The organism is Shewanella sp. Isolate7, assembly GCF_022398425.1.
Lineage (GTDB): Bacteria > Pseudomonadota > Gammaproteobacteria > Enterobacterales > Shewanellaceae > Shewanella.
In genome coordinates this window covers 1-630 of the sequence record NZ_JAKEVJ010000197.1, presented here as the reverse complement: position 1 = coordinate 630, position 630 = coordinate 1, and the positions used below count along the sequence as shown (strand labels likewise).

Below are 630 nucleotides of genomic sequence, written 5' to 3'. Positions count from 1 at the left end.
ATAAAAAGCAGCCTGAAAACCAAAAAAAAGCGTTTTCAGGCTGCTTTTAGATAGAAAGTAAAATACTGTTATGTCTAAAAAAAGCAAAACCGAATTAGAAAACAATAAGTTAAACAAACGTTTGCGCCACGCAGTCGGCGATGCGATTAACGATTTCAATATGATTGAAAACGGCGACAAAATCATGGTATGTTTGTCAGGTGGCAAAGACAGTTACGCACTACTGGATATTTTGCGCCAACTGCAAGTGTCTGCACCGATTGAATTTGAGCTGGTCGCCGTAAATCTTGACCAAAAACAACCGGGTTTTCCTGAACATGTGCTACCTGAATATTTGGATGGCATCGGTATGCCGTACAAAATCGTGGAAGAAGACACGTATTCCACCGTCAAACGCGTATTAGATGAAGGCAAAACGACGTGTTCGCTGTGCAGCCGTTTGCGGCGCGGCATTTTGTATCGTACAGCGAAAGAATTGGGTTGTACCAAAATTGCGCTTGGTCATCATCGTGATGATATTTTGGCGACTATGTTTCTGAATATGTTTTACGGTGGCAAATTAAAAGCCATGCCACCGAAATTGGTTAGCGATAATGGCGAGCATATCGTGATTCGCCCGTTGGCGTATGT

At 42.5% G+C, this 630-nt stretch carries 1 protein-coding gene; it reads left to right on the top strand.

The annotated features are described in order from the left end of the window. Window positions 1–70: 70 nt before the first annotated feature. On the top strand, window positions 71–630 hold a 560-nt coding region (ttcA, locus tag L1D47_RS20990), incomplete at its 3' end, for a tRNA 2-thiocytidine(32) synthetase TtcA (RefSeq protein ID WP_239886645.1).